This is a genomic window from Thermus thalpophilus, assembly GCF_022760915.1.
Classification (GTDB): Bacteria; Deinococcota; Deinococci; order Deinococcales; family Thermaceae; genus Thermus; species Thermus thalpophilus.
In genome coordinates this window covers 23,087-40,930 of the sequence record NZ_JAKTNS010000023.1, presented here as the reverse complement: position 1 = coordinate 40,930, position 17,844 = coordinate 23,087, and the positions used below count along the sequence as shown (strand labels likewise).

The window sequence follows — 17,844 nt, the reverse complement described above, 5'->3', positions numbered from 1 at the left end:
GGGGCCCTTGACGATGAGCTCGCCCACCTCGCCCGGGGGCACCTCCCGCCCCTCCTCGTCCACCACCTTGGCCTCCACGCTGGGGAGGGGCATGCCGATGGAGCCCTTCTTCACCACCCCCTCCACCGGGTTGGAGTGGGTCACGGGGCTGGCCTCGGAGAGGCCGTAGCCCTCAATGAGCCGGGCCCCGGTGATCTCCTCAAAGCGTTTGGCCACCTCCACCGGCAAGGGGGCCGCCCCCGAGAGGCAGATGCGGATGCTCTTGACGTTGCGCTTCTCAATCCCGGGGAAGTTGTTGAAGGCCACGTACAGGGTGGGGACCCCGGGGAAGTGGGTGACGCCGTGCTTCTCTATGGCCTCCACGATGGGGCCGATCTCCGGGCGGGGCAAAAGGACGATCTTGTAGCCGGAAAAGAGCCCGTAGTTCATGGCCACGGTCATGCCGTAGACGTGGAAGAAGGGAAGGGCCCCCAGCATCACCCCTTTGCCCAAAAGCTCCCGGGAGGTGGGGTCCCAGGCGTCAATCTGGAGCACGTTGGCCACCAGGTTGCGGTGGGTCAGCATGGCCCCCTTGGAGATCCCCGTGGTGCCGCCCGTGTACTGCAGAAGGGCCAGGTCCTCGGGGTCGGCCACGTGGGGTGCGGCGGGGGGGCGCTTGAGGAGGTCCAGGAAGGCGTGAAACCCTTCCCGCTTGGGGAAGCCCAGGGGAAGCTTGTCCCTTCTGGCCTTTAGGGGGTAGAGGAGGTTTTTGGGGAAGGGCAGGAAGTCCTTGATCCCGGTGACCACCACCCGCTTCACCGGGGTTTCCCCTTCCACCTCGAGGAAGCGGGGGAGGAGGTGGTCCAGGACCACCAAGGTTTCCGCCCCGGCGTCGGATAGCTGGTGCCTGAGTTCCCTTGGGGTGTACAGGGGGTTCACGTTCACCCCCACGCCCCCCGCCAGGAGGGTGCCGAAGAAGGCCAGGACGAACTGGGGGGAGTTGGGGAGCATGATGGCCACCCGCTCCCCGGGTTTCACCCCGAGGTCCTTAAGCCCTTGGGCGAAGCGGCGGGCGAGGTCCCAGGTTTCCCCGTAGGTCAGGGTTTTCCCCAAAAACTCCAGGGCCACGTTTTGGGGAAAGCGCTTGGCGCTCTCCTCCAAAAAGCGCCAAAGGGGAATGGGGGGGACGTCTATCTCCGCCGGTACACCGGGGTCGTAATGGGCCAACCAAGGCTTGGTGCCGACTTCGGACATGCTACCCTCCTTTGCCCTTCAGGCTACCAAACACTTTATACCGCGTTCAAGACCAGGGGCTGGTGTAGCATGGATGGCGGAGGTTTCCTATGCGCTTCCGTGACCGCCGGCACGCCGGAGCCCTCTTGGCCGAGGCCTTACAACCCTTGGGCTTGGAGCGTCCCGTGGTTTTGGGCATACCCCGGGGCGGGGTGGTGGTGGCGGACGAGGTGGCCCGGCGCCTGGGGGGCGAGCTGGACGTGGTCTTGGTGCGCAAGGTGGGGGCGCCCGGCAACCCCGAGTTCGCCTTGGGGGCGGTGGGGGAAAGGGGGGAGCTCATCCTCCGCCCCTACGCCTTGCAGTTCGCCGACCAAAGCTATTTGGAACGGGAGGCGGCCCGGCAAAAGGACGTGATCCGCAAGCGGGCGGAACGCTACCGCAAGGTGCGTCCCAAGGTGCCCCTGGCCGGGAGGGACGTGGTGTTGGTGGACGACGGCATCGCCACGGGGGCCAGCATGGAGGCGGCCCTTTCCGTGATCTTGGCGGAGGGCCCGAGGCGCGTGGTGGTGGCGGTGCCCGTGGCGAGCCCGGAAGCGGTGGAAAAGCTGAAGGAGCGGGCGGAGGTGGTGGCCCTTTCCGCCCCCCCCGACTTCGCCGCCGTGGGGGCCTACTACCTGGACTTCAGCGAGGTCACGGACGAGGAAGTGGAGGGCCTTTTGCTACAATGGGCGGCATGAAGCCCGTGGTCAAGCAGGCGGCCAGCGTGGAGGCCCGCCCCGTGGAGCGGGGGGAGAAGGCCTTCATCCAGGTCCTCATCGGCCCCGAGGACGGGGCGCCCCACTTCATCACCCGCAAGTTCACCCTCCTCCCCGGGGGGCGGATCCCCAAGCACAAGCACCCCACCATTGAGCACGAGCAGTACGTGCTTTCCGGGCGCATGAAGGTCTTTTTGGGGAACGAGGTGCGGGAGGTTTCCGCCGGCCAGGCGGTCTACATTCCCCCCGACACCCCGCACGCCTACGTGAACGAGGGGGAGGAGCCCGTGGAGTTCCTCTGCGTCATCCCCAAGACCAGCGCCTACGCCACGGAATGGCTGGAGGAGTAAGGGCCGTGGGCGCGCCCGCGGCCCTTTTTAGGCCCGCACCTCCTGCCGCTGGAAGGCCACGTAGGCCAGGGTGAAGAGGAGGATGACCAGGGCGAAAAGCCCGGTGAGCTGGGGCCACACTAGGAGAAGGCTCTGCCCCAGGGGCAAGGGGGTCCCGAGCACCGCCCCTTCCAGTTGGGTGATGAGGATGGGCCCCAGGGAGCGCACCGCCGGGTTTAGGACGGCGGTGAGGGTTTCGGCGTAGAGGGTGTTGGGGGAAAGCCGGGAGATCCAGAGGGCCAGGTTGGCCTGCCTCAGCTGGCTTTCTGGGTCAAAGGGGTCGGCCTGGAGGAGGAGGGCGCTCGCCGCCAGGTCGGTGAGGATGGGGAAGAAGACGGCGAAGAAGAGCCAGACCCCGATGGCGGCCAGGGCAGCGGTGGCGGGCTGGCGGAAAAGCACCGAGAAGAGAAGGCCCAAGGCGAGCCAGAACCCGGCGTAGGCCAGAGTGGCCAGGAGGAAGAAGAAGGCCCGGGCCATCTCCTCCGCCTCGGGGGGCACGCCCAGGGTGAAAAGCCCAAGGCCCACCACCAGGAGGAAGAGGGCGAGGAGGAGGACCGCCAAGGTGCCGAGCCCCGCCAGGAACTTGCCGAAGAGGAGGGCGTCGCGGTAGATGGGCTGGGAGAGGATGCGGGAAAGCGTGCCCCGGGCGTACTCCCCGTTCACGGCGTCAAAGGCCAGGGCGATGGCCGCCAGGGGAACAAAGAAGGAGAGGAAGCCCACGAAGGAGGGCAGGGGGTCCTGGGCGGTGGTGAGAAGCTTGAGGTAGAGGTAGGGGTCCTCCCCCACGGTCTGCCGCAGGGTCTGGGTGCCCGTGTACAGGGCGGCCAGGGCGGAAAGGAGGATGAGGGCCTCCAGGATCCGCATCCTGAGCCCCGAGAGGTGGTCGGCCATCTCCTTGAAGAAGACGGCCCAAAGCCCGGTCCACGGGGAACCTTCACGCCGCATGGGCCACCTCCTGGAAGTAGTGGGCGTAGACTTCGTCCAGGCTGGGCTTGCGTAAGGAGAGGCCGTAGAGGCTACCTTGGGTCACGGCGATGCGGGCCAGCTCGGGCCTGAGGTCGCGGGTGGCGAGGATGCGGTAGCGCCCCTCTTCCGCCTCCACCTTGGCCACCCCGTCCAGGGCGGCGAAGGCCTGGGCGAGGCCCGGGCTCGCCTCCACCAGGATCTCGTACCCGCCCCCCAGCACCCGTTGGGCCAGCTCCTCCACGGTGCCCAGGAGGGCGAGCCTTCCCTTGTGGAAAAGCCCCACCCGGTCGCAGATCTCCTGCACCTGGTGCAGGAGGTGGCTGGAAAGGAGCACGGTGATGCCCTCCTGCTTCAGGCCCTTGATGAGGGCCAAGAACTCCCGGGCGGCCTCGGGGTCCAGGCCCAGGGTGGGCTCGTCCAGGATGGCCACTCTGGGCCTTTTGAGGAGGACCTCCGCCAGGCCCAGGCGCTGCCGCATGCCCCGGCTGAAGGCGGAAACCCGGCGGTCTTTGACCTCCCAAAGCCCCATGCGCTTTAGAACCTCCTCAATGCGGGCCTTGGCCTCGGCCTCGGGAAGGCCCAAAAGCCTTGTGGTGTAGCGCAGGTTCTCCCAGGCGGTGAGCTCCCCGTAGAAGCCCACCTGGTCGGGGAGGTAGCCCACCTTGGCCTTCACCTTTAGGGGCTCCCGCATGGGGTCCAGGCCCAGGACCCGGGCCTCCCCCGCGGTGGGCTCGGTGAGGCCCAGGAGCATGAGGATGGTGGTGGTTTTGCCCGAGCCGTTGGGGCCAAGGAGGCCGAAGACCTCCCCTTCCGCCACCTCCAGGTTCAGGTTCTCCACGGCCACCACCCGACCGTAGCGCTTGGTGAGGCCGCGGGTTTGGATGACCGTCATGCTACCTCCGGCCGAAGCGGTTCACGGCGAAGCCCAGGACCAGTAGGGCCACCGCCATGATCCCCACCCCCACCAGGCCCCAGAGGCTGGAGCGGACCACGGTGGCCCGGTAGTCCAGACTTGCGGAAACCCCCTCGTCCCCCGAGAGGGAAAGCGTCACCATGTAGTCCCCGGTGACCGCCTTGGGGGTGGGCTTGATGCGAGCGGTCACCTCCTGTTCCTGGCCGGGGTTCAGGGCTTCTAGCTTGTCCGGCTCAAACTTCACCTCCCAGCCCGAGGGCTCCATGGCGCTGAAGGAGAGGTTCTTGGCGGGGGCGCTCCCCTCGTTTTTCACCAGGAGCTTCACCGGGTTCTCCCGGCCCGCCACCACCTGGCCGGAAAGCCTTCCTTCCTTGGTGGTGAAGCGCACCTCGGGCCGCCCCGTGACCTCCAGGGTGAGGGCGAGCTCCGCCTTGGCCTCCCCCGCCACCGCCCGCAGGGTGAGGCCGTAGGTGTCCGCCTTGGTATCCTTGGGCAGGGAAACCTCCACGTCCAGGTCCTTGCTTTCCCCCGCCTTGATGGGGAGGCTCGTGACCTGCTGGCTGGCGAAGGCGGGGGTGAAGGTCACCTGGAAGCCCTTGGGAGCCTCGTACTCCAGGGAGACCAAAAGGTCCCGGTCGGACTCGTTTTTGAGGGTCACCCGGTAGCGGAAGGAGCTGGTGGGGGGGCCTTTGAGCACGGGGAGTTCGGCCTCGAGGCTAAGCCGTTGCGGCAGCCCCTGGCCCACCACCAAGGCGATGGGCAGGCTCGCCGTCTGGCCCAGCCCCTCGGCCCGGACCAGGAAGCGGTAGGTGCCCGTCTTCACCTCCTTGGGGGGCTGGAGGCGGAGGGTCAAGGTGGCCTCCCCATCGGGGGCTAGGTAGACGGCCCGCACCAACCGCCCGCCTCCGATGAGGCTCGCCTGCCAGCCTGGGGGCACCTCCGCCAGGGAGAGCCGCACCACCCCCGGGGGCAGGCCGTGGTTTTTCAGGGTGAGGGTCAGGTTCACGCTCTCCCCGGGCTGCACCCCCATCTCGGGGTAAGGGGTGCCCAGGGAAAGGCCCCGGAAACCTTGGGCCAGGGCCAGACCCAAGAGGATGACCGCCAAGGGAAGCAGTTTGCGCGCCATACCTAAGCCTCCTTTATCAAGGCTAGGCAGAAAGGATGAGCGCAAAATGAAAACCCCGGGCGCGCCCGGGGAAGGGGGGTGGGCCTGCTAGCCCATGCGGGCTTCCAGGTACTCCCGCTCGCCCAGGACGATCTTTCGGGCCAACTCGGGGTCCTTGGGGAACTCCTTGCCCCGGTGGATCATGTAGGTCTCGTAGCGCCCGATCTCAAAGACCTCGGCCAGCTTCGTCAGGGCCTTGGCCATGTCAAAGGCCTTGCAGGAGAAGATGTCAATGGAGAGGAAGCGTTTCTTGGGGAAGGTGTGGATGGCGATGTGGCTTTCGGCGATGATCACCACCCCCGTCACCCCTTCTTCCCCGTTGGGCCCGTAGCTGTAGACGAAGGGGGGAAGCACCTTGGTCATCTCCATTTCCTCGGGGAGCTCGTCCAGAACGCGGCGCACCAGCTTGGCGTCCCGGAGCTTGGCGGGGTTGGCGTCGTACCCGTCCACCATGAGATGCGGACCGAATCCGAAGAGTTCCACCATGACCACCTCCTTCCCGTGCCCCCCGGGGTATTCCCCGCGGCACGCCCCCCATTATGCCCCCCCCTCCCCCCCCTGTCAATACCTCGTTCCCTGGCGGAAAAACCCCGGATTGCCCCCGGGGGATACCGCCGGGGCTTCTTGGTCCAGGGGGCTTGGGGGGAGATGCCCTCAGCTCAAGCCTTTTATACGGGATAGGGGTATTGAGGGGGGAGTGTGCCCTTCCCGACGCAACGGGCGAGGAGGAGGGTGTATGATAACCCCGGCAAGGAGGTGCCATGTACAGGGGAAGAGAAGGGCAGTGGGCGTTTTACCTGCACCGGATCTCGGGCCTGGGCATCCTGGTCTTCCTCATGCTCCATGTGGCCGACATCGCCAGCGCCATGTGGGGGCCGGAGGTGTCCAACGCCCTCATGAAGTTCTACCATCAGCCCGTGTTCCAGGTGGGGCTTTTGTTCCTCATCGCCGGGGTGCTCTACCACGGCTTCAACGGGCTTCGGATCATCCTCATGGACTTCACCGCCTGGGGGGTGCGCTACCAGCGGCAACTTTGGTACGCCGTGTGGGTGCTTTTTGTCCTCTTCTACCTGCCCTTCTTGGTGAAGATTGGCGGCGGCATCCTGGGAGGGAGCCATGGCGATTAAGTCCAAGCGCTACCAAGAGGCCCGGCTCGAGGCCAGCACCAACCTGGAGCTTTACTGGTGGGTCTTCATGCGCATCTCTGGGGTGGTCTTGGTCTTCTTGCTCATCGGCCACATGTGGATGAACGCCGTGATGACGGATCTCAACAGCATCAACTACGACTACGTGGCCAAGAGACTTTCCCAGACCACCTGGAAAATCTACGACTGGCTCATCCTGGCCCTGGCCCTCCTGCACGGGGGCAACGGGCTTCGCTACGTGCTGGACGACTGGATCCGCCACCCGGCCAAGCGCTTTTGGACCAAGGTGGTGCTCTACGGCCTCATCGCTTTCCTCTTCTTCCTGGGGAGCCTGAGCCTGTTCAACCACGACTTTGGGGTGAAGTAGTATGGCGCACAGACACGAGGTCATCGTGGTGGGGGCGGGCGGGGCGGGCCTCGCCACCGCCCTTTATGCGGCCAGGGAAGGCGCCGACGTGGCGGTGGTCAGCAAGCTCTATCCCACCCGGAGCCACACCGGGGCGGCCCAAGGGGGGATAGGTGCGGCGCTGGGCAACGTGGAGGAGGACCACTGGGAATGGCACATGTTTGACACGGTCAAGGGGGGGGACTACCTCACCGACCAGGACGCCGCCGAGGTCTTCGCCAAGGAGGTCATTGAGGCGGTGATTGAGCTGGAGCACATGGGCCTTCCCTTTGACCGCCTCCCCAACGGCAAGATCGCCCAGCGCCGCTTCGGCGGGCACACCAAGGACTGGGGCAAGGCCCCGGTGCACCGGGCGGCCCACGCCGCCGACCGCACCGGGCACATGATCCTCCAGACCCTCTACCAGCAGTGCGTCAAGCACAACATCACCTTCTATAACGAGTTCCATGTCACCGACGTGATCCTCGAGGACGGGGTGGCCAAAGGCTTGGTGGCCTTGGAGCTGGCCACGGGGGAGCTGCACCTCTTCCAGGCCAAGGCCATCGTCATCGCCTCCGGGGGGTTTGGCCGCATCTACAAGGTGACCTCCAACGCCTACACCCTCACGGGGGACCTGCAGGCCATCCTCTACCGCAAGGGCCTGCCCCTGGAGGACATGGAGTTCTACCAGTTCCACCCCACGGGGCTTTACCCCTTGGGCATCCTCCTCACCGAGGGGGCCCGGGGCGAGGGGGGGATTTTGCGCAACGCCCTGGGCGAGCGCTTCATGGAGCGCTACGCCCCCACCATCAAGGACCTGGCCCCCCGGGACATGGTCTCTCGGGCCATGTACCTGGAGGTGCGGGAGGGGCGCGGGGTGGGTCCCAAGAAGGACCACGTCCTCCTGGACCTCACCCACCTGCCCCCCGAGGTCATTGAGAAAAAGCTGCCCGACATCACCGAGTTCAGCCGCATCTACCTGGGGGTGGACCCCTTGAAGGAGCCAGTGCCGGTGATGCCCACGGCCCACTACGCCATGGGGGGGATCCCCACCACGCTTTGGGGCCAGGTGATCCAGGACGAGAAGAACACCGTGGTTCCCGGGCTCTACGCCGCCGGGGAGGCGGCCTGCGTGAGCCTGCACGGGGCAAACCGCCTGGGCACCAACTCCTTGGGGGACCTGGTGGTCTTCGGCCGCCGGGCGGGGATCCACGCCGCCCGCTTCGCCAAGGACGCCGACTACCACGAGCTCACCGAGGAGCACCTGGGCCCAAGCCGGGAGCGCATTGAGCGCATCAAGAACTCCACGGGCAAGGAGAAGGTGGCGGTCCTTAGGGCCGAGCTACAGCAGTCCATGATGGACCACGCCTCCGTCTTCCGCACCGGGGAGCTTTTGCAAAAGCAGGTGGAGATCCTCAAGGAGCTCATGGACCGCTATCAGCGGATCTCCATTGACGACAAGGGGGACGCCTACAACACCGAGCTGGTGGAGGCCTTGGAGCTTGGGTACCTCCTGGAGGTCTCCGAGGCCTTGGTCCACTCCGCCCTCAACCGCACGGAGTCCCGCGGGGCCCACGCCCGGGAGGACTACCCCGAGCGGGACGACCAGAACTGGCTCAAGCACACCCTGGCCTACAAGGTGGCGGACGGTAAGGTGGCCTTCCGCTACAAGCCCGTGGTTCTGGGCCGCTTTGAGCCCAAGGCCCGCACCTACTAGGAGGCGCCCATGCAGGTCACCCTGAAGATCCTCCGCTTTGACCCCGCTAAGGACCAAAAGCCCCGCTGGCAGACCTACCAGGTGGAGGCCGAGCCTTGGGATAGGGTCTTGGACCTCTTGCACAAGGTCAAGTGGGACCAGGACGGCACCCTGGCCTTCCGCCGCAGCTGCGGCCACGGCATCTGCGGCTCCGACGCCATGCTCATCAACGGCCGGAACCGCCTGGCCTGCAAAACCCTGGTGAAGGACCTGGGCAGCGTCATCACCGTGGAGCCCATCCGGGGGCTGCCGGTGGAGAAGGACCTCATCGTGGACATGGAACCCTTCTTCGCCGCCTATCGGGCGGTGAAGCCCTTCCTCATCAACGAGGAGCCCCCGCCCCAAAGGGAGCGCCTCCAGTCCCCCGAGGAACGGGAGCGCTTTGACCAGGGCACCAAGTGCATCCTCTGTGCCAGCTGCACCACCAGCTGCCCCGTCTTCTGGGTGAACGGCACCTACTTGGGCCCGGCGGCCATCGTCCAGGCCCACCGCTTCATCTTTGACTCCCGCGACCGGGGGAAGCGGGAGCGCTTTAAGGCTTTGGGCTCGGGAAGCGGGGTGTGGCGGTGCCGCACGGCCTACAACTGCACCGAGGCTTGTCCGCGGGAGATCCCCGTCACCCAGCTCATTGAGGAGGTGAAGCGGGAAATCCTCTTTGACCGCTTCTAGGGTGGGGAGAAAGCGGGGAGCCTAGCTCCCCGCTTTTTTAGGGGGTGAGCCGGTGGCGGTCCCGGGGGAAGGCCCGGGCGTAGCGCACGTTGGGCAGGCCCAGGAGCTTTTGCGTGAGCCTTTCCGCCCCGATGGCGAAGCCCCCGTGGGGGGGCATGCCGTACTTGAAGACCTCCAGGTAGCCCCGGAAGCCCTCGGGGTCCATGCCCTTTTCCGCTAGGCTTCGCAAGAGCTCCTCGTGGCGGTGGATGCGCTGGCCTCCCGAGGTGATCTCCAGGCCGCGGAAGAGGAGGTCAAAGCTCCGGGTGGTGCCGTCGGGCTCGGGGTAGGTGTAAAAGGGGCGCACCGCCTTGGGGTAGCGGGTGAGGAAGAGCCAGTCCGTGCCCCAACGCTCCTTGGCGTACTGGCCCAGGAGGCGCTCCGCCTCCTCGGAGAGGTCCTGGCCGGCGGGGTAGCCGAGCTCCTCCTTGAGGAGGCGGCGGGCCTCCGCCAGGGTCAGGCGGGGGATGTCCTTTGGGAAGGAGGGCCACTCGGCCTCGAGGAGCCGTATCTCGTTCCCCGCGCTGGTGAGGGCCTCCTCCAGCATTTCCTGAAGGAGTTCCTCCTCCAGGCGCATGAGGTCCTCTTCCCCGGCGATGAAGCCCATCTCCACGTCCAAGGAGAGGTACTCGTTCAGGTGGCGGCTCGTGTTGTGCTCCTCCATGCGCCACACCGGGGCCACCTCGTAGACCCGCTCAAACACCCCCACCATGATCTGCTTGTAGAGCTGGGGGGACTGGGCCAGGTACGCCCGGTGTTCAAAGTAGTCCACGCCGAAGAGCCCCGAGCCCCCTTCCGCCCCGGCCCGCACCACCTTGGGGGTGAAGATCTCCGTGAAGTCCTGCCGGTCCAAGTAGCGGCGGAAGCCCCGCACCAAGGCGGCCTGGACCTTGAGGGGGGCGCGGGCTTTTTCCCCCCTTAGGGTCACGTAGCGGTATTCCAGGAGGGTGTCGGGGTGGGCCCGCCACTCCTCTTTGGGGATCTCCACCGGGGTGGGTTCCAGGGCGGGGGAGAGGACCTCGAGGTCCCGGGCCTGGACCTCGAGGCCCCCCGGGGCCTTGGGGCTTAAGACCACCACCCCCCGCACCCGGAGGGCGGACTCGGGAAGGGGAAGTTTCCTGCCCCCCGTGACCACCTGCACCACCCCGCTTCGGTCCCGGAGGAGGAGGAACTGCACCTTCCCCAGGTCCCGCCGCCAGTGGAGGAAGCCCAAAAGCTCCACCTCTTCGCCCACGTGCTCCTTTAGGTCTTTCACCAGTACGCGCATGCTTCCCTCCCTAAGCGTTGGCCCCCCCGGCCATGGGGACCGGGGGGGCCGGGTGCGCCGCCCCCCAGCTAGCCGTTGTTGAGAAAGCGCGGGCGCATGTTGCGCCTAAGTTTAGGGGCTTTCCTGGGGGAGGTCAAGCCGCTCAAAGGCCAGGACGAGCTCGGGAAGCGCCCCGGGCCCTGCCACGGCGAAGAAGTTTTCCTCCACCTCCCAGCGGGCCGCCCACTCCCCCGCCACACCGGCCAGGGTCTTGGGGCCCGCCTCCTCCTTGAGGAAGCGCCGCCGGCGAAGCCTTAAGTCCCCTCCTTCCCCGTAGAAGACCTGGTAGACCACGCCGCCTCTGCGCTTCTCCGCGTACCACCCCCCTTCAATGGGGCTCACCTCGTAGCCCAAGGCCTTAAGGGCTTCCATCCAGGACCTCGAGGGCCTCGGGGCCTTCCAGGACGATTTCGTAGTAGCCGGCGTAAAGGACGATGCGCCCCTTGGCCCGCACCTTCTTGCCCAGGTAGCTTTGGGGGAAGGGCTGTTGGAAAAGGCTGTAGCTTCGCGGGAAGACCACCAGGCGCAGGTCGCTTTCCCCCGTGCCGAAGTGGAGGAAGGCCACGGTGCCCCGGTCCTCCACCCGCTGGATCACCCCTTCCACCCGGGCCACCCGGCCGAAATACCGGGGGGCCTCCTGCCAGGGGATGGTCCCTTCCACCTCGGGCAGGGCGAAGGGGTTTTCCCTTAGCCCCGCTTGGAAGTCCTTTTCCATCACCGCCAGGAGGCGGGCGAAGGCCTCGGGGGCCTCCTTGCGGGAAAGGCGCACGGCGAGCTCGCGGTTGGCGTTTAAGGAGTTGGCGCTCAGGTTGATGCTTCCCAAAAGGGCTACTTCCCCGTCTTGCACCAGCACCTTGGCGTGGACGTAGGGGTCGGGGAGGAAGCGCACCTCGGCCCCCGCCTCCCTTAGCGCCTCCGCCCCCGCCAGGAAGTAGGTGTCCCCGGGCTCGGCGGGGCTTCCCACCAGGCGCACCCTAACCCCCCGGGCCAAGGCCGCCCGCAGGGCCGCCAGCACCTCCGGGTCCGCCATGGCCTGGTGCTCCAGGAAAAGCTCGCGCTTGGCCCCTTGGATGAGGGCAAGGAGAACCTCGCGGGCGTTTCCCTCCTTGACCCCGCCCAGGACGCGGCTTGGGGCCCAGACGAGGAGGGGCCGGGAGAGGTCCAGGCGCTCCCCCTTCCAGTCCGCCTCAAAGACCCGGGCCACCTCCGCCACCTCTTTGGGGTCGTCCAGGATGAGGGCGTACTCCCGGTTGGCGCTGAAGGAGCTCCCGGTGAAGTTCATGGTCCCCACCCAGGCCCACTTCCGGTCCACCACCAGGCTCTTCTCGTGGACGAAGACGAAGCGGAAGGGGGTGGTGAGGCGCACCTCCACCCCCCGTTCCTTCAGGGCCTGGTAGACGGTGAGGTCCACCCGCCCCCCTGAGGGCTCCCGCTCCAGGAGGACCCTCACCTTGACCCCCCGGGCCACCGCCTCCCCCAGGGCCTCCACCACGTCCATGCGGCTTGGGGTCCAGAGGTAGGCCTTGACCAGGATCTCCGCCTTGGCGGTGCGGATGAGGTCCAAAAGGGGCGCCACCCCGTCCTCGGGCTCCACCACCAGCCGGGGGGCCGCCAGGGCGGTGAGGAGGAGAAAAACCAGGGTAAAGAGAAGCCTTCGCATCACCACCCAAAGCATACCTGGGCGTTTTGGTCCGTGAGGGCCTCCGCCTCCTTTAGGCCCATCCCCAGGACCTCCGCCAACTTGGCCAGGGTGTGGCGCACGTAGTGGGGGCGGTTGCGCCTGCCCCGGTGGGGCTCGGGGGGGAGGAAGGGGGTGTCGGTTTCCACCAGGAGGCGGTCCTTGGGCAGGCGCTTCGCCGCCTCCCGGAGGGCCTCGTTCTTCTTGTAGGTGAGGGGGCCGGCGAAGCTGAAGTAAGCCCCCGCCTCGAGGCCCGCCCGCTCCAAAGCCGGGTGCCCCCCGAAGGCGTGGAGGACGGCCCGCTTGGGGCGGTGGAGGAGAAGCCAGGCGGCGAGGTCCTCCTCGGCGCTAGCGTCCTTGCTCCGCACGTGGAGGACCAAGGGAAGCCCCCTTTCTTCCGCCAAGGCCGCCTGGAAGTCCAGGGCCCTAAGCTGGGCGGCCTTGGTCTCGGGGGTCCAGTAGTAGTCCAAGCCCGTCTCCCCGATGGCCTTCACCCGGCCGTGGCCCGCATAGTGGAGGAGCGCCTCCTCCACCTCGGGGGAGAAGAGGTGGGCGCTCGTGGGGTGGAGGCCGATGGCGGCGTAGACGTTTTCCTGGGCCAGGGACAGGGTCTTCTCCCAGCGGCTTGGGTCCACCCCTAGGGTGAGGACCGCTTTGAGCTCGGGCAGGTGGGCCTTCACCTCCTCCAGCTCCTCGGGCTCCAGGAAGTCCAGGTGGGCGTGGGTGTCGGTCATGGGCTCAGCTTAGCCCAAGGGGCCCTTGTCGGCCGGGCTACGAAGGGCCTATGCCTTCCCCGTATCCTGAAGGGGAGGCTTCCATGAAGCGGCTACTTCCCTTAGCCCTTCTCCTTTCCGCCTGCGCCCCCCTTCTTTTGGGGGTGGACCCCGCGCGGCTTCCCGACCCCGGGGACTGGGACCCCAAGCCCGCTCCCTTGGAGTGGTGGTACGCCTCGGGCTTCGCCGGGCCCTACGCCTTCCACTTCGCCTTCTTCAAGGCTTACCCCCCGCCTGCCTACCGCATCCTGGGCCTTCCGGGAAGCCTCTTCGGCCCCTTCCACGCCGCCCACCTGGCCCTCACGGACCTGCGCACGGGGGAAAGGCGCTTTTTAGAGGTTTCCGACCGGGACCTCCTGGCCCCCCGGGGCCGGGCGGAGCCGGGGCCGCGGCTTTGGGTGGGGGACTGGCGCTTTGGGCGGGAGGGGGAAGGCTTTGCCCTCCAGGCGGGTCCCTTGGCCCTTTTCCTCCTCCCGGAAAAGCCCCCCGTGGTTCACCCCCCGGGCTACTCGGGCACGGAGGCGACGGGGCGGATGTACTACCAGTCCTACACCCGGGCCCGGGCCTGGGGGAGGGTCTTGGGGGAGGAGGTGGTTGGGGAAGCCTGGCTGGACCACCAGTGGGGGGAGCAGTTTGCCGGCCTCGAGGCCACCTGGGACTGGTTCGGCCTCCACCTCTCGGACGGCTCCGAGCTCATGGCCTACCAGGTGAAGGACGCCCGGGGCCGGGTGGTCCAGGTTCTGGGAAGCCGGGTGGATCCCTTGGGGCGGGTGGAGGCGCTGGACCTCGCCTTCGTGCCCCTGGAGGCCTGGAAAAGCCCCTCGGGCCGTGTCTACACCCTTTCTTGGCGCCTCGAGGGCGCGGATTTGGACCTCACCCTACGCCCCCTCTTCCGGGAAGGGGAGATCCTCTCCCGCACCACCCGGGTGGCCTACTGGGAAGGCCCCGTGGCGGGGGAGGGGAGGCTAAAGGGCTACCCCGTGCGGGCCCGGGGGATGGGGGAGTTTGTGGCGGGGACCTTCCGCCCTTAAATGCGCCTGCTATACTAAAGGAGGTTTAGTGCTTGGGTGATATTTATGGGTTTACGCGTGCTCGGCGTCAACGCATCGGCACGGACGGACGGGTTTACGGCGGAGCTTCTGGACGAGGTTTTGGAGGCGGCCAGGCGCAAGGGAGCCACCACGGAGCGCCTGGATTTGGTGAAGCACCCTTTCCCCTTGTGCGTGGGGAACTACTCCCAAGACCCTTCCTCCTGCGGCCCCGAAACCTGCGTGCAGGGGCCTTGGGACGGGTTTGGCAAGGTGGCGGAGCGGATCCTGAACGCCGACGCCGTGGTCTTCGCCACCCCCGTGTACTGGTTTAGCGTTTCCGCCCGGATGAAGGCCCTCCTGGAGCGGATGACCTCCATGGAGAACCAGGGGCTCTTGAACCTGGGCAAGCCCATGGCCCTTTTGGCCGTGGCCGAGGAGGAGGGGGCGAGCCAGGCCTTGAGCCAGATGCTCCTGCCCCTTTCCTACATGGGCTTCGTCCTCGCCCCCTTGGGGCTGGTTTACGCCCACCGGCGGGGGATTACCTCCTTCAAGGAAAACCCCGAGCTGGTGGAGGACGCCCGCATCGCCGGAGAGAACCTGGTCCTCATGGCCGAAAGGCTCCGGGGAGCCCCCTTCCAAGAACCCCTTCCCAGCTACGTCTACCGGGTTCCCCGCCTTCCGGGGGTGGCGGCGGACTAGAGGTAGAGGGGCTCCACCCCTTCTTGGGCGAAGGGTTGTAGGGCGTAAAGGGCCCAGGGGTCCGGGGGCGGGTCCAGGAGGAGGCCCGTTTGGGGAAGCTCCTCCGCCTTGAGCTTCCGGGGGGGGCTCAGCACCAAGGGCTTCCCTTCCCGCTTGGCGTAGGTGGCCCCGTAGTAGAGGCGGTTTCGGGCGGTGAAGAGGGGGGTGAGGGGAGGCCCCCCTTCCTCCAAGAAGGGCCAGCAGGCGGCGAGGAGGGAGCTCACCCCGTAGACCCTGGCCCCCTGGGCCAGGGCCACCCCGAGCCCCGCCGCCAAGGCGATGCGAAGGCCCGTGTAGGAGCCCGGGCCCGTGCCCAGGACCAAGGCCCCGATCTCCTCCCGCCTGGCCCCCACCTCGGCCAGAACCTCGTCCAAGAGGGGGAAGAGCACCTCCTCGTGCCGCCTTCCCAGGCGCACCACCCGGCCCACTCCCTCTTCGCCCCGGAAGAGGCCCAGGGCCAAATAGGGGGTGGCGGTGTCCAGGGTCAGGGTCCACACAGCCTCCATCCTAAGGGGGTTGGTATACTCCGGCACGGGATGCGGGGGTACCCGTTGCACCTCCTCCTTTCCTTGGGGGCCCTTTTGGCCTTGGCGGTGCTGGCGGAAAGGCTCCGCTTCGCCCCCGGCTTTTTGGTTTCCCTGGGCCTTCTCGCCTACGGCGCCTTGGCCCTCCATGGCCTCCGCTATGGCCTGCGCCACGCCCTTTTGCTTTTGGGGCTTCTCGCCCCTTGGTTTCCCTGGGCGCCCGTCCTCGCTCCCCTGGCCTTCGCCCTCCTCTTCGGCCGGCGCCTGGGGGAGAAGGAGCAGGCGGCCTTTTACGGCTGGGCCCTGGTCTGGCCCGCCTTGGCGCTTCTACTGGTCTGGCAGGTCTTTCCCACCTTTTACGCCTTTTACCTGAGCCTCTTTGAGAAGGTGAACTTCTTGCGCCCGGCGGCCTTCGCCGGGCTTGAGAACTACCACATCCTCCTCAAGGACCCGCTTTTCTGGCGGGCCTTGGGCAACACCTTCTGGTACGTGGTCTTCACGGTGCCCACGGGGCTTCTTCTGGCCACGGCCATCGCCATCCTCCTGAACACGGGGGTGGCCTTCCAGGGGTTTTACCGCACCCTCTTCTTCCTGCCCTACATCACCGCCCTCACCGCGGCGGCGGCGGTGTGGCGCTGGATCTACCACCCGGAGTTCGGCTTTCTCAACTGGCTCCTCGGCACCCCGGGCCTGGACTGGCTCAACACTCCCACCGGGGTCTTCGCCCTTCTCCTGAGACCCTTGGGCCTCGAGCCCCAGGGCTTTTGGGCCGGGCCGAGCCTGGCCTTCGTGGCGGTGATGGCCATGAGCGTCTGGCACTTCCTGGGGTACCAGGTGGTGATCCTCCTGGCGGGGCTCCAGGCCATCCCCAAGGAGTACTACGAGGCGGCGGAGCTGGACGGGGCCAACTTTTTCCAAAAGCACCGCCTCATCACCTGGCCCCTCCTTTCCCCCACCACCTTTTTCCTCTTCACCCTGGGGGTGATCGGGGCCTTCCAGGTCTTCACCCAGGTTTACGTCCTGACCCCCACGGGGGGGGTGTTGCAGGACACCCTGACCCTGGCCTTCTACCTCTACAACAAGGGCTTCCGCGACTCGGATTTCTCCTACGCCAGCGCCATCGCCATGGTGACCTTCCTCCTCATCCTGGTCCTCACCCTGGTGCAGCGGCGGGTTCTGGAGCGGCGGGTGAACTATGAGATTTAGGGCCTTTTCCCTCCTGGTCCACCTCCTTCTCCTCGGACTGGGGGTGGTGATGGCCTTCCCCTTTTACTGGATGCTGGCCACGAGCCTCAAAAGCCCCCAGGAGGCCCTGCAGGCCAAGCCCATCTGGGTGCCGGAGCGGATGAAGCCAAGGAACTGGGTGAAGGCGGCGAAGCTCGGGGATAGCCCCTTCTGGGGGGGCTTGGGCCCGGGGCGGAGCGTGGAGCTCGCCTTTCCCGGGGAAGAGGGGAAGCCCCCCAGGGCCTTTGTGCCCCGAACCCCCGGGGCTTTTTTTGACCCGGTGGCGGACGGCACCCGGGTGGAGGTGGCCTACCGGGAGGGGGCCTGGCGGGTCCGGCTCACCAACGCCACGGAAAAGGCCTTCCGGGTTCTGCCCTTGGTGGTCCTCTGGCCCAAGGAGGTGCCCCTGGCCCCGCCATTGCCCCCGGACGCCCTCCGCTCCCAAGGGGAGATATGGCGCCTGGAGTGGGTGAACGCGGTGCCCGGGGCCTTGGGGTACGTGTTCCACAACTACCTCGAGGCCTGGCGGGCCGCCCCTTGGGGCCGCTACTTCTTCAATAGCTTCTTCACCGCCTTCACCCAGGTGGCGGTGGGTCTCTTCCTGGCGGCCCTGGCCGCCTTCGCCCTGGCCCGGGTGCCCTTTCCCGGGAAGGAGGGGGTGTTCGTCCTCATCCTGGCCACCCTGATGGTGCCCGGGGAGGTCCTCCTCATCCCCAACTACGTCCTTCTGGCCCGGCTGGGCTGGCTGGACACCTACTACGCCCTCATCGTGCCCTGGCTGGCCTCCGTCTTCGGCATCTTCCTCCTGCGGCAGTTCTACCTCTCCCTGCCCCAAGACCTCTTTGACGCCGCCCGGATTGACGGGGCCGGGTACCTGACCCAGCTTTTCCGCATCGCCTTGCCCCTTTCCCTGCCGGGCCTGGTGTCCTACGGCATCTTCACCTTCCTGGGGGCCTACAACGCCCTCCTTTGGCCCCTCATCGTCACCCAAAGCCCCGAGATGCGCACGGTGCAGCTGGGCCTCCAGGCCTTCGTTTCCGAGGCGGGCTCGGACTACGGGGCCCTGATGGCCGCCAGCACCTTCGTGATCCTCCCCATCGTCCTGGGCTACTTCGTGGCCCAAAGGCAGTTCATCCAGGGGATCGCCCGCTCGGGGCTCAAGTAGCTGACCCTGCT

The 17,844-nt window shown here is 67.0% G+C and carries 20 protein-coding genes; 10 read left to right on the top strand and 10 right to left on the bottom strand.

Going from position 1 to position 17,844, the window contains the following annotated elements:
* Positions 1 to 1,233 (bottom strand): AMP-binding protein (locus L0D17_RS08885; protein ID WP_243094832.1); only part of this gene is annotated, 1,233 nt, incomplete at its 3' end.
* 89 nt (positions 1,234 to 1,322) lie between these two features.
* On the opposite strand from L0D17_RS08885, the gene L0D17_RS08880 reads away from it, so the two are divergent.
* Together L0D17_RS08880 and L0D17_RS08875 are read left to right on the top strand one after the other, a co-directional pair.
* The gene (locus tag L0D17_RS08880; RefSeq protein ID WP_039455915.1) at positions 1,323 to 1,949 is read left to right on the top strand and encodes a phosphoribosyltransferase; all 627 of its coding nucleotides are present in this window, start codon (positions 1,323 to 1,325) and stop codon (positions 1,947 to 1,949) included.
* A complete protein-coding gene (locus L0D17_RS08875; RefSeq protein ID WP_039455917.1) occupies positions 1,937 to 2,317 on the top strand; it encodes a cupin domain-containing protein in 381 nt (126 codons plus the stop codon). The genes L0D17_RS08880 and L0D17_RS08875 overlap by 13 nt, the downstream gene beginning before the upstream one ends.
* Before the next feature lie 27 nt (positions 2,318 to 2,344).
* Here the strand turns inward: L0D17_RS08875 and L0D17_RS08870 are convergent, their stop codons facing one another.
* The 4 genes from L0D17_RS08870 to speD all read right to left on the bottom strand — a co-directional run bounded on the left by L0D17_RS08870 (position 2,345) and on the right by speD (position 5,886).
* Complete coding sequence (locus tag L0D17_RS08870) at positions 2,345 to 3,301, bottom strand: ABC transporter permease (RefSeq protein WP_039455919.1); 957 nt, start codon at positions 3,299 to 3,301, stop codon at positions 2,345 to 2,347.
* Positions 3,291 to 4,214: an ABC transporter ATP-binding protein gene (locus L0D17_RS08865; RefSeq protein WP_039455921.1), complete on the bottom strand. Its 924-nt coding sequence runs from the start codon at positions 4,212 to 4,214 to the stop codon at positions 3,291 to 3,293. The genes L0D17_RS08870 and L0D17_RS08865 overlap by 11 nt, the downstream gene beginning before the upstream one ends.
* A 1-nt stretch (position 4,215) precedes the next feature.
* Positions 4,216 to 5,361 (bottom strand): NEW3 domain-containing protein, encoded by a 1,146-nt coding sequence (locus L0D17_RS08860; RefSeq protein WP_243094831.1) that lies wholly within the window; start codon positions 5,359 to 5,361, stop codon positions 4,216 to 4,218.
* Between the two features lie 87 nt (positions 5,362 to 5,448).
* Positions 5,449 to 5,886 carry an adenosylmethionine decarboxylase gene (gene speD, locus L0D17_RS08855; protein ID WP_243094830.1) on the bottom strand — a complete coding sequence of 146 codons (438 nt, stop codon included), beginning with the start codon at positions 5,884 to 5,886 and terminating at the stop codon, positions 5,449 to 5,451.
* A 275-nt stretch (positions 5,887 to 6,161) separates the two neighbouring features.
* On the opposite strand from speD, the gene sdhC reads away from it, so the two are divergent.
* Genes sdhC through L0D17_RS08835 form a run of 4 tightly spaced genes read left to right on the top strand, consistent with a single transcriptional unit; the run spans position 6,162 to position 9,355 of the window.
* Positions 6,162 to 6,527: a succinate dehydrogenase, cytochrome b556 subunit gene (gene sdhC, locus L0D17_RS08850; protein ID WP_243094829.1), complete on the top strand. Its 366-nt coding sequence runs from the start codon at positions 6,162 to 6,164 to the stop codon at positions 6,525 to 6,527.
* A complete protein-coding gene (locus L0D17_RS08845) occupies positions 6,517 to 6,912 on the top strand; it encodes a succinate dehydrogenase hydrophobic membrane anchor subunit (protein WP_243094828.1) in 396 nt (131 codons plus the stop codon). Before sdhC ends, L0D17_RS08845 begins: the two co-directional genes overlap by 11 nt.
* Position 6,913: 1 nt before the next feature.
* Positions 6,914 to 8,647 (top strand): succinate dehydrogenase flavoprotein subunit, encoded by a 1,734-nt coding sequence (gene sdhA / locus L0D17_RS08840; RefSeq protein WP_243094827.1) that lies wholly within the window; start codon positions 6,914 to 6,916, stop codon positions 8,645 to 8,647.
* 9 nt (positions 8,648 to 8,656) lie between these two features.
* Positions 8,657 to 9,355 (top strand): succinate dehydrogenase iron-sulfur subunit, encoded by a 699-nt coding sequence (locus L0D17_RS08835; protein WP_243094826.1) that lies wholly within the window; start codon positions 8,657 to 8,659, stop codon positions 9,353 to 9,355.
* Positions 9,356 to 9,392: 37 nt separating this feature from the next.
* Here L0D17_RS08835 and aspS read toward each other — a convergent pair whose 3' ends face one another.
* The 4 genes from aspS to L0D17_RS08815 all read right to left on the bottom strand — a co-directional run bounded on the left by aspS (position 9,393) and on the right by L0D17_RS08815 (position 13,112).
* Positions 9,393 to 10,661 (bottom strand): aspartate--tRNA(Asn) ligase, encoded by a 1,269-nt coding sequence (aspS, locus tag L0D17_RS08830; protein ID WP_243094825.1) that lies wholly within the window; start codon positions 10,659 to 10,661, stop codon positions 9,393 to 9,395.
* A gap of 111 nt (positions 10,662 to 10,772) precedes the next feature.
* The gene (locus L0D17_RS08825) at positions 10,773 to 11,072 is read right to left on the bottom strand and encodes a hypothetical protein (RefSeq protein WP_243094824.1); all 300 of its coding nucleotides are present in this window, start codon (positions 11,070 to 11,072) and stop codon (positions 10,773 to 10,775) included.
* A complete protein-coding gene (locus L0D17_RS08820; RefSeq protein WP_243094823.1) occupies positions 11,059 to 12,375 on the bottom strand; it encodes a phospholipase D-like domain-containing protein in 1,317 nt (438 codons plus the stop codon). The genes L0D17_RS08825 and L0D17_RS08820 overlap by 14 nt, the downstream gene beginning before the upstream one ends.
* Positions 12,360 to 13,112 (bottom strand): TatD family hydrolase, encoded by a 753-nt coding sequence (locus L0D17_RS08815; RefSeq protein ID WP_243094822.1) that lies wholly within the window; start codon positions 13,110 to 13,112, stop codon positions 12,360 to 12,362. The genes L0D17_RS08820 and L0D17_RS08815 overlap by 16 nt, the downstream gene beginning before the upstream one ends.
* A gap of 83 nt (positions 13,113 to 13,195) precedes the next feature.
* Between L0D17_RS08815 and L0D17_RS08810 the strand changes: the two genes are divergently transcribed.
* Positions 13,196 to 14,182, top strand: coding sequence for a lipocalin family protein (locus L0D17_RS08810; RefSeq protein ID WP_243094821.1), 987 nt, complete (start codon positions 13,196 to 13,198; stop codon positions 14,180 to 14,182).
* Positions 14,183 to 14,227: 45 nt separating this feature from the next.
* A complete protein-coding gene (locus tag L0D17_RS08805) occupies positions 14,228 to 14,881 on the top strand; it encodes a flavodoxin family protein (protein WP_243094820.1) in 654 nt (217 codons plus the stop codon).
* Here the strand turns inward: L0D17_RS08805 and tsaB are convergent.
* Positions 14,878 to 15,426, bottom strand: coding sequence for a tRNA (adenosine(37)-N6)-threonylcarbamoyltransferase complex dimerization subunit type 1 TsaB (tsaB, locus tag L0D17_RS08800; RefSeq protein ID WP_243094819.1), 549 nt, complete (start codon positions 15,424 to 15,426; stop codon positions 14,878 to 14,880). The two genes, L0D17_RS08805 and tsaB, sit on opposite strands and share 4 nt — an antisense overlap.
* A gap of 30 nt (positions 15,427 to 15,456) precedes the next feature.
* Here tsaB and L0D17_RS08795 point away from each other — a divergent pair, with 30 nt between their 5' ends.
* Together L0D17_RS08795 and L0D17_RS08790 are read left to right on the top strand one after the other, a co-directional pair.
* Positions 15,457 to 16,650, top strand: a complete 1,194-nt coding sequence (locus tag L0D17_RS08795; RefSeq protein ID WP_243094818.1) for a carbohydrate ABC transporter permease — start codon at positions 15,457 to 15,459, stop codon at positions 16,648 to 16,650.
* Complete coding sequence (locus L0D17_RS08790) at positions 16,640 to 17,833, top strand: carbohydrate ABC transporter permease (protein ID WP_243094817.1); 1,194 nt, start codon at positions 16,640 to 16,642, stop codon at positions 17,831 to 17,833. The genes L0D17_RS08795 and L0D17_RS08790 overlap by 11 nt, the downstream gene beginning before the upstream one ends.
* The last annotated feature ends 11 nt before the right edge of the window (positions 17,834 to 17,844 follow it).

Excerpts from the sequence above, each read along its gene's own strand:
- L0D17_RS08880 (WP_039455915.1), top strand. The coding sequence starts at position 1,323 with ATGCGCTTCCGTGACCGCCGGCACGCCGGAGCCCTCTTGGCCGAGGCC.
- L0D17_RS08875 (WP_039455917.1), top strand. The coding sequence starts at position 1,937 with ATGGGCGGCATGAAGCCCGTGGTCAAGCAGGCGGCCAGCGTGGAGGCC.
- L0D17_RS08870 (WP_039455919.1), bottom strand. The coding sequence starts at position 3,301 with ATGCGGCGTGAAGGTTCCCCGTGGACCGGGCTTTGGGCCGTCTTCTTC.
- L0D17_RS08865 (WP_039455921.1), bottom strand. The coding sequence starts at position 4,214 with ATGACGGTCATCCAAACCCGCGGCCTCACCAAGCGCTACGGTCGGGTG.
- L0D17_RS08860 (WP_243094831.1), bottom strand. The coding sequence starts at position 5,361 with ATGGCGCGCAAACTGCTTCCCTTGGCGGTCATCCTCTTGGGTCTGGCC.
- speD (WP_243094830.1), bottom strand. The coding sequence starts at position 5,886 with ATGGTGGAACTCTTCGGATTCGGTCCGCATCTCATGGTGGACGGGTAC.
- sdhC (WP_243094829.1), top strand. The coding sequence starts at position 6,162 with ATGTACAGGGGAAGAGAAGGGCAGTGGGCGTTTTACCTGCACCGGATC.
- L0D17_RS08845 (WP_243094828.1), top strand. The coding sequence starts at position 6,517 with ATGGCGATTAAGTCCAAGCGCTACCAAGAGGCCCGGCTCGAGGCCAGC.
- sdhA (WP_243094827.1), top strand. The coding sequence starts at position 6,914 with ATGGCGCACAGACACGAGGTCATCGTGGTGGGGGCGGGCGGGGCGGGC.
- L0D17_RS08835 (WP_243094826.1), top strand. The coding sequence starts at position 8,657 with ATGCAGGTCACCCTGAAGATCCTCCGCTTTGACCCCGCTAAGGACCAA.
- aspS (WP_243094825.1), bottom strand. The coding sequence starts at position 10,661 with ATGCGCGTACTGGTGAAAGACCTAAAGGAGCACGTGGGCGAAGAGGTG.
- L0D17_RS08825 (WP_243094824.1), bottom strand. The coding sequence starts at position 11,072 with ATGGAAGCCCTTAAGGCCTTGGGCTACGAGGTGAGCCCCATTGAAGGG.
- L0D17_RS08820 (WP_243094823.1), bottom strand. The coding sequence starts at position 12,375 with ATGCTTTGGGTGGTGATGCGAAGGCTTCTCTTTACCCTGGTTTTTCTC.
- L0D17_RS08815 (WP_243094822.1), bottom strand. The coding sequence starts at position 13,112 with ATGACCGACACCCACGCCCACCTGGACTTCCTGGAGCCCGAGGAGCTG.
- L0D17_RS08810 (WP_243094821.1), top strand. The coding sequence starts at position 13,196 with ATGAAGCGGCTACTTCCCTTAGCCCTTCTCCTTTCCGCCTGCGCCCCC.
- L0D17_RS08805 (WP_243094820.1), top strand. The coding sequence starts at position 14,228 with ATGGGTTTACGCGTGCTCGGCGTCAACGCATCGGCACGGACGGACGGG.
- tsaB (WP_243094819.1), bottom strand. The coding sequence starts at position 15,426 with ATGGAGGCTGTGTGGACCCTGACCCTGGACACCGCCACCCCCTATTTG.
- L0D17_RS08795 (WP_243094818.1), top strand. The coding sequence starts at position 15,457 with ATGCGGGGGTACCCGTTGCACCTCCTCCTTTCCTTGGGGGCCCTTTTG.
- L0D17_RS08790 (WP_243094817.1), top strand. The coding sequence starts at position 16,640 with ATGAGATTTAGGGCCTTTTCCCTCCTGGTCCACCTCCTTCTCCTCGGA.